Here is a 7967-nt window from a genome sequence, read left to right on the forward strand (position 1 = left end):
AGGTACCATCGCTGCCGAGCATGACGTCATCGCCCGACTGTCCGCAACTCTTGAAGTCGCTTGGTCCATCATCGCATTATCCTGTGTCGCTGGGGCGCGGGTGTTTTCAATGTAGCCTGCATAAAGGTTTTTACCAGGCAAGGGGAGAGAAAGAAGCGGGTTGCGGCGGGATGTCGCAAAAAACCTGCGGCGCTTTGCGACGGAAACCCTTGCCTGCCCCGTTTGAGACAGCATGAAGAGGGGCAAACAGCCTTTCAGAGCAGACAGGAGTTGCACGATGACCCCCAAGGATATGTTGACCGGACTGACACTGGCCGCGTTGGTGGCGGCAAGTTTCTCGACCGTCGCGCTGGCCGATACCGGCAAAGGCCCGCGCGGGGCAGGGATGTTCGATTTCGACGCGATGGATGCCAATGCCGATGGCAAGGTGACCAAGGATGAGATCGCCGCCTATCACGCGGCAAGGATTGCGGCGCTGGATACCAACAAGGATGGCAATCTGTCGGAGGCAGAATTGATCGCTGGGCATGAGGCGCGCCGGGCAGAACGGCTTGCCAAGCGCATGGACCGCATGATGACACGGATGGATGCCAACAAGGACGGCGTGCTGTCGCTTGCGGAAATGGCGCCGCCCGCGGATCGCAGCGATAAGATGTTCGCGCGGGTCGATACCGATGGCGATGGCGCAATTTCCAAGGCCGAGGCAGACGCGGCCCGCGACAAGATGGAACAGCGCCGCGACCGTCACGGCAAGAAACGCGGGCATGATAACTAAGCCTGTGCTTCGCCCCCTTCCGGCTTCAACGCCCGGAGGGGGCGATTGATCTTGTGATGCTGACGATTTAGTGGCCTAGGGATGCGCATGCCGTTTGACGACACCTCTGACACGCCGGATGACGCCTTGCTGGTGCTCTATGCCAACGGCGACCCCATCGCTGCGCGGGTTTTGGCAGATCGGCATGTGGCGCGCGTGATGGGCTATGCGACCCGGTTGCTTGGTGATCGGGCCGAGGCAGAGGATGTCGCACAGGAGGCGATGTTGCGTTTATGGCGGATAGCACCCGATTGGCGGCAGGGGGAGGCGAAGGTCTCAACCTGGCTTTACCGCGTCGTCACCAATCTTTGCACCGACCGCCTGCGCAGCCGCAAACGAAGGCGCGCGGTGGGGTTCGAGGATGCGCCCGATCTGGCCGATGACGCGCCGGGGGTTGAGGTGACGATGGCTGAGAAGCAGCGTATCGCCGCGCTGCATGACGCATTGGAGACCTTGCCGGAGCGGCAGCGGCAGGCGGTCGTCTTGCGCCATATCGAAGGTTTGCCGAACCCGGAAATTGCCGCTGTGATGGACATCGGCGTGGAAGCGGTGGAAAGCCTGACCGCACGGGGAAAACGGGCGCTTTCGGCGGCGCTGGCAGCACGGCGGGCCGAATTGGGCTATGAGGAAGGAAACTGATATGCGGGACTCTGATCTCGACGATCTTTTTGCGACTGCCCGTGCAGGGCGGCCTGTCGCCTCTGCCGCGTTGATGACGCGCGTATTGGCCGATGCAGCGGTGGAGCAACCACGCGCAACGGTTCGCCCGGTGCCCGCACCCGGCTTCTGGCGTTCGCTTCTTGCCGCTCTTGGGGGCGGCGGGGCGCTGGCAGCGCTTTCGACGGCGATGCTTGCCGGGGTCTGGCTGGGTTTTGCACAACCCGGTGCGATGGACCGTGTGACCGAAGCATTGTTGCCGCCCGACACGATAATAGAGGTCGAAACGGTCGATGTGATCGCAGGCTTCGATGAATTTCTGACCGAGGGTTGAATGATGACCGATGCCAAGATGACGCCACCTGCCAAACCGCCGACGCGCTGGTTGCGACCGCTCTTGTTCATGTCGCTGACGCTCAACCTCGTCATCCTCGGGATCGTGGCGGGGGCGGTTTTCGGTCGGCATGAACGCGGGCGCGATGAAATCGTCACCCGAGATCTTGGATTCGGCCCGTTCAATGATGCGTTTTCCGAAGCAGACCGCAAAGCCCTGCGCGACGCCTATCGCGCCGCAAAGCCGGATTTGGGCGCGGAGCGGGACAAGATGCGCAAGGGTTTGCAGGAAACTCTTGCGGTGTTGCGGGCGGAACCGTTTCAGCCTGACGCCTTGCGCGCGGTATTGGACGCAGGCGGCGCGCGCGCGGTGGAACGTCAGCAGATCGGGCGCGATATCGTGATCGGCCAACTCTCCAAGATGACAACGGCGGAGCGCGCCGGTTTCGCGGATCGGCTGGAACACAGCCTGCAACGCAAATCGAATCGCGGGCGCAGGTCGGATCATTCCAAGCGTGACTGACGCCTTGTTTCCTTTCAACGTACGGGCGGGTATCACGCCGCCCGGCTGATCGTGACCTTGTTGCGACCGCCGGATTTTGCCACCATCAACGCCCGGTCAGCGCGCTCGATCAGATGCGGGATCTGCTCCTGCTCCTGCTGCCAGTCCGACACACCCTCGCAAATCGCCAGCCCGATAGAGGCGGTGATATGGATCGGGGCGAAACCCGGCAGAGCGAAGGCGGTTTCCTGAACGGCGTTGCACAGGCGTTCGGCAATCACGCGCGCAGCGGCAAGATCGGTTTCGGGCAGGGCGATCAGAAACTCCTCCCCGCCGATGCGCGCCAGCAAATCGCCGGTTCGAATATTGGCGATCATGCGTCTTGCAACCTCCACCAGCACGGCATCGCCGGCGGGGTGGCCGAAGCGGTCATTCACCGCCTTGAAGCGATCCAGATCCATTACCATTACGGCGAAAGGCGTGCGGCTGCCGTTGGCTTTCGCCGCAATCTCCGTCAATTGGCGGATCGCATAGCGCCGATTGTAAAGCCCGGTCAGCGGGTCGATCATCGCCATCCGCAAACCATCGCGAACCGACGCGCGCCACCGGTCCGCCTCCCGCTTGCGCTGCATCAGGCGCGACAGGCGCAGCCCGAATTCCTGCCGGTTGATGCACGCTTCCACCACGTCATCGGCCCCAAGATCATAGGCCATCGCCGCTTCTGCCGGGCCAAGTCGCGATTTGACGATGCAAACCGCCGCATGGCGAGTTTGGGCATGGCTGCGCAATTCCGACATCAAGCGCAAGCCGCCCATTGGATCATCCGCGTTGTCTTCGATCACGAAGATATCATGCGACGCCGCGCGGCCCGTTTCGGCCAGTGCCGCCTCACGCGAGATCATGGTGATCTGATCCGGCAAATGTCCCGACAGATCGCGGCGCAGGTGCATTGCGGTTTCCGGGCGATGGGTAATTACTGCAATGGTGCCGGGCAAGCGGAAGGTCGATATCGGTTCCGCAAAGCCCATCGCGCGGATCGGCGCGCTGTCACTTGCCAGATCGGCAATTGCTTCATTCCCCCGCAGCAGATTGCGCAAACGCGCCATCAGAATCAGGTCATCAACCGATTTCGTCAGAAAATCATCGGCCCCGGCGGCCAACGCTTCCATCCGCAGGGCGGCGCTATCCTGCGCGGAAAACACCACAACCGGGATCATCGCGGTTGCGGGGTCCGCGCGAAGGCGGTGCAATACTTCGGTTCCCGACATATCGGGCAAGACCATATCCAGCAGGATGAGGTCCGGCTTTTCCTGATGCGCCAGCCGCAAGCAGCTTGCGCCGGTTTCGGCAAACAGCGGGGCGTAGCACGCCGCACCCAGCTTGACCTTGTAGACAATGCGGTTCGTCGCAACATCATCCGCGATGAGAATTCTGCCTGACATTGGATTGGCACCCATGATCGCATGAAATACATTTGATTAACCTTCCTCCGATTTGGTTAAGAAAGTCTTTCCAAATGTCGTGTAATTCGGTCAATTGGGCGCGAGGGCAGTCCTTCGCCCGGTATTAGGAAGGAATCCGCCGATGGCACGACAAGACAGTGCAGAAACCGTTGCGTTGCAGGCGCTTGGCTGGCTTGCAGCGAACGAGGATTTGCTGCCGGTGTTTCTGGGTGCAAGCGGTGCTTCGGTTTCCGATCTGACCAAGGGTGCGGCGCAACCGGCATTTCTGGCCTCGGTTCTCGATTTCATCCTGATGGATGACGCCTGGGTCATCGGGTTTTGCGATGCGGCGGGTCTGCGCTATGAGGCGCCGATGCAGGCGCGCGCGGTCCTGCCGGGGGGTGAACAAATCAATTGGACATGATGGCAGCCGTTGCAAATTCAACCGCAAGCCAGCACGTTGTGGGTACGGACAATTCAGGGGTGGCAGATGATTGAAGGCGTGGTGTTTGACAAGGATGGCACCTTGTTCGATTTCCGGCAAAGCTGGGGCCTTTGGGCGGCCCGGTTGCTGGCAGAACTGGCGCGGGATGACGATCATGCCGCGGGGATGGCGGATGCCCTCGGCTACGACCAACAGGCGCAGGACTTTGCCCCCGACAGCCCGGTGATCGCAGGCACCGCAGAGGAGATTGCAGCACGCCTGCTGCCGCTTCTGCCGCATTTCTCGCAATCGAAACTTGTGGATCATCTGAACCTTTTGGCGCAATCGGCGGTTATGTCACCTGCGGTCCCGTTGCGCGCGGTTCTTGGTGCATTGCGGGCACGGGGGCTGAAACTCGGCCTGGCGACCAATGATAATGAGGCCCCGGCGCGGGCGCATCTTTCGGCGCATGGCGTGCTCGATCTCTTTGATTTCGTCGCGGGATACAATTCCGGTCATGGTGCCAAGCCCGGCCCCGGCATGTGTCTGGCCTTCGCCAGCCAGACCGGGATTGATCCGGAAAAAGCGGTAATGGTCGGGGATTCCGTGCATGACCTTGTTGCGGGGCGCGCGGCGGGGATGCGGGTTGTTGCCGTGCTGACCGGGATCGCGGGCGCGGCGGATCTGTCCCCCCACGCCGATGCCGTGCTGCCGAATATCGGCCATCTGGGCGCGTGGATCGACAGTCTGGCATAGCCTCGTTTGAACGGAGGCGGCCAAAAACGACGCAATCCTGTCGCTGGTTGAGCGCGCATTCCCTTTTGCTTGCGCCATTCTGACCGTCGATATGGGCACTGACGCAAAGGGTTCGCCATGACCGAAGAAGCAGGACGCCGCCGCAGGGCAGGGGGGCGCGCGGGCCACAAGACCCGCGCCGGAAGCGATGTCATCGACCAGATGCCTTGGCGCATCCCCGTCAACCCGGATAAGCCGATTGAGCCGCTTGACGCAGACGGCGTGCAAGCCATCCACCGCACCGCCATGCGCATCCTCTCCGACATTGGCATCGAGATTCTCAACCCAGAAGCGGTGGCGATCTTCAAACAGGCCGGATGCCGGGTGAACGGCGAAAACGTCCGGATGGACGAGGATTTCGTGATGGAAATGCTGGGCCATGCGCCCGACAGCTTCACCATCACCCCGCGCAACACTGACCGCGAGTTGATCATCGGCGGCAAACATATGGTGTTCATCAACGTCTCCTCCCCGCCGAATTCATGGGACATGGAGCGGGGAAAACGCTCCGGCGATTTTGCGACATTCAAGGAATTCATGAAGCTGACGCAGTATTTCAACTGCATCCATATCGCGGGCGGCTACCCGGTGGAGCCGATTGATATTCACCCCTCGATCCGCCATCTCGACTGCCTTTACGAAAAGCTGACCCTGACCGATAAGGTCGTTCATGCCTATTCGCTCGGCGCAGAGCGGGTGGAAGATGTGATGGAGATGACGCGGCTTGCGGGCGGGTTGAGCCACGCGGAATTCGACGCCAGGCCACGGATGTACACCAACATCAACTCTGTCAGCCCGTTGAAACATGACTACCCGATGCTTGACGGGGCGATGCGTCTGGCGCGGCGGGGCCAACCGGTGATCGTGACCCCCTTCACCCTCGCGGGGGCGATGGCCCCGGTGACGCTGGCAGGGGCGGTGGCGCTGAGCATTGCCGAGGCGCTTTCGGCGATTGCGCTGTTGCAATATATCAAACCCGGTTGCCCGGTGGGCATTGGCACCTTCACCTCCAACGTCGATATGAAATCGGGTGCGCCGGCCTTTGGCACTCCGGAATATATGCGCGCGACACAGATGACCGGGCAAATGGCGCGCTACTACAAGCTGCCGTTGCGGTCGTCGGGGGTTTGTGCTGCGAACGTGCCGGACGGGCAAGCGATGTGGGAAACCTGCAACAGCCTGTGGGCGGCTGTGCAGTCAGGCACCAATATGGTCTATCACGCCGCCGGTTGGCTGGAGGGTGGCTTGATCGCCAGCCCCGAGAAATTCGTGATGGATTGCGAAGTGCTGCAAATGATCCAACGCTACTTTGAGAGCGCATTGACGGAAACCCGCGACGAAGACCTCGCCTTCGACGCTATTCGCGAGGTCGGTGCGGGCGGCCACTATTTCGGTTGCCAACACACGCAAGACCGCTATCAGACCGCATTCTATGCGCCCTTCGTTTCGGATTGGCGCAATTATGAGGCGTGGCAGCAGGACGGCGGGTTGTGGACGCAGGAGCGCGCGCATCGCATCTACAAACAGATCATCGGGGAATTCGAGCCGCCCGAGATGAACGAGGATCACCGCGACGACCTGGCTGCCTTTGTCGCGAAACGCAAAGAAGAAGGCGGCGCGCCGACGGATTTCTGAATCGTCAGACGGTTTGGTTGTCCCGCCAAACTTGCTGCGCCCGCGTTGTCAGCGCGCTTGATGCTGTGGCGTCGCCATGCCAGACCGCGCTGCCGCAGAATCGACATTTTTGCCATAGCGTGGCCTTTTTACCATAGCCAAGCGGCCCCCTGCCTGCTACCGTTAACGTAGAAACGAAAAAAAGACGAATTGAGCAGGCATACAGATATGAGGACGGGCTTTCAGGGCACGTTCGTCATCTCTTGGTCACAGACCGAAACAGACGGGCTTCGTGCTTCACCACTCGACGTTCTTGCCGTTGGCGCCACCTGGCGCTGGACGGGCGAGGCGATCAGGGTGGACAGCGCGCACGGCGTCTTGCGTCTGGAGGGGGCCGAAGGGGCGGCGGATTTGCGCAAACGGGCAGCGCATATGGTCAGGCGATTGATCGGGGCGGCATTGGCACCAAAGCCGGCGGAGTTGGCCGGGCTTGACGCCGACGACGCCACCGATCTGCCAGAACAGGGCTTTGTCGTCACCGATGGCTTGCAAAGTTTCACTGCAACGCTGATCGACGTGCCAGACAGTGGCGCGCGACTGGTGATGTTTCTGGACAATCTGCCCCCCGCCGGGGTGGAGCTTTGGGTCGTCCGGGTCGCGGTTGACCAGACGGCAACGGCAGCGGCAAACAGGATGGCGGGCGGGGTGATCTGCTTTACGCCCGGAACCATGGTCCGCACGGTGGCGGGGACGGCGCAAATTGAGACCTTGCGGCCCGGTGACCTCGTTCAGACCAAAGACAACGGCGCGCAGGAGGTGATCTGGGCCGGGCATCGCCGCATGACCGGTGCGCGGCTTTACGCCATGCCACACCTGCGCCCGATCCGTTTTGCCGCCGGGGCGTTGGGGCAGGGTCGGCCGGATGCCGATCTGCTGGTGTCGCCGCAGCATCGGATGCTGGTGAAGGGGGCCGGAACGCGGGCCTTGTTCAACACTGCCGAAGTGTTGGTTGCGGCGGAAGACCTGATCAACGACCGCTCCATCACCGTGGACCTGACGCTGACCGAAGTGACCTATGTGCATATCCTGCTGGCGCGGCATCAGGTGATCTGGGCAAATGGGCTGGAAACCGAAAGTTTTCATCCGTCCAACACCGCGTTGGAAACCATTGAGCCGAGCCAGCGGCATAGCCTGCTCGCGCTGTTGCCGGGGCTTGGCGACAATCCCGCCGCCTACGGTGATTACGCTCGGCGCAACCTCGCGCGGTCGGAGGCGGCGATCCTGCGCTACGAGCTGGCAGCCTGACCATCCGATCCGAATTGCGCGGTTGACACTGCTGTTGCCGCCTATATAAGCCCGCCTGTCCCCGGATTTACCTCCGGGGAC

At 61.7% G+C, this 7967-nt stretch carries 9 protein-coding genes; 8 read left to right on the forward strand and 1 reads right to left on the reverse strand.

Annotated elements, in window-relative coordinates; genetic code table 11:
* Positions 1-277 precede the first annotated feature (277 nt).
* The 4 genes from L0H65_RS10105 to L0H65_RS10120 all read left to right on the forward strand — a co-directional run bounded on the left by L0H65_RS10105 (position 278) and on the right by L0H65_RS10120 (position 2327).
* Positions 278-775: an EF-hand domain-containing protein gene (locus L0H65_RS10105; protein WP_301458751.1), complete on the forward strand. Its 498-nt coding sequence runs from the start codon at positions 278-280 to the stop codon at positions 773-775.
* 81 nt (positions 776-856) lie between these two features.
* Positions 857-1453, forward strand: a complete 597-nt coding sequence (locus L0H65_RS10110) for an RNA polymerase sigma factor (RefSeq protein ID WP_301458752.1) — start codon at positions 857-859, stop codon at positions 1451-1453.
* A 1-nt stretch (position 1454) separates the two neighbouring features.
* Positions 1455-1805: a dihydroorotate dehydrogenase gene (locus tag L0H65_RS10115; RefSeq protein WP_301458753.1), complete on the forward strand. Its 351-nt coding sequence runs from the start codon at positions 1455-1457 to the stop codon at positions 1803-1805.
* A gap of 3 nt (positions 1806-1808) precedes the next feature.
* Positions 1809-2327, forward strand: coding sequence for a periplasmic heavy metal sensor (locus L0H65_RS10120; protein ID WP_301458754.1), 519 nt, complete (start codon positions 1809-1811; stop codon positions 2325-2327).
* Between the two features lie 32 nt (positions 2328-2359).
* Here the strand turns inward: L0H65_RS10120 and L0H65_RS10125 are convergent, their stop codons facing one another.
* Positions 2360-3748 carry a diguanylate cyclase gene (locus L0H65_RS10125; protein ID WP_301458755.1) on the reverse strand — a complete coding sequence of 463 codons (1389 nt, stop codon included), beginning with the start codon at positions 3746-3748 and terminating at the stop codon, positions 2360-2362.
* 142 nt (positions 3749-3890) lie between these two features.
* On the opposite strand from L0H65_RS10125, the gene L0H65_RS10130 reads away from it, so the two are divergent.
* From L0H65_RS10130 to L0H65_RS10145, 4 genes are all read left to right on the forward strand, one after another.
* Positions 3891-4172, forward strand: coding sequence for a DUF3572 domain-containing protein (locus L0H65_RS10130; protein WP_301458756.1), 282 nt, complete (start codon positions 3891-3893; stop codon positions 4170-4172).
* Positions 4173-4238: 66 nt separating this feature from the next.
* Entirely contained in the window at positions 4239-4928 is a 690-nt protein-coding gene (locus L0H65_RS10135) for an HAD family hydrolase (RefSeq protein ID WP_301458757.1), read from the forward strand.
* Positions 4929-5045: 117 nt separating this feature from the next.
* Complete coding sequence (locus L0H65_RS10140; RefSeq protein ID WP_301458758.1) at positions 5046-6602, forward strand: trimethylamine methyltransferase family protein; 1557 nt, start codon at positions 5046-5048, stop codon at positions 6600-6602.
* 207 nt (positions 6603-6809) lie between these two features.
* On the forward strand, positions 6810-7886 hold the full coding sequence (locus L0H65_RS10145) for a Hint domain-containing protein (protein ID WP_301458759.1): 1077 nt from the start codon (positions 6810-6812) through the stop codon (positions 7884-7886).
* Positions 7887-7967 lie beyond the last annotated feature (81 nt).

Origin of the sequence: Pseudorhodobacter sp. (genome assembly GCF_030452865.1) — a bacterium.
Taxonomy (GTDB): Bacteria; Pseudomonadota; Alphaproteobacteria; order Rhodobacterales; family Rhodobacteraceae; genus Pseudorhodobacter.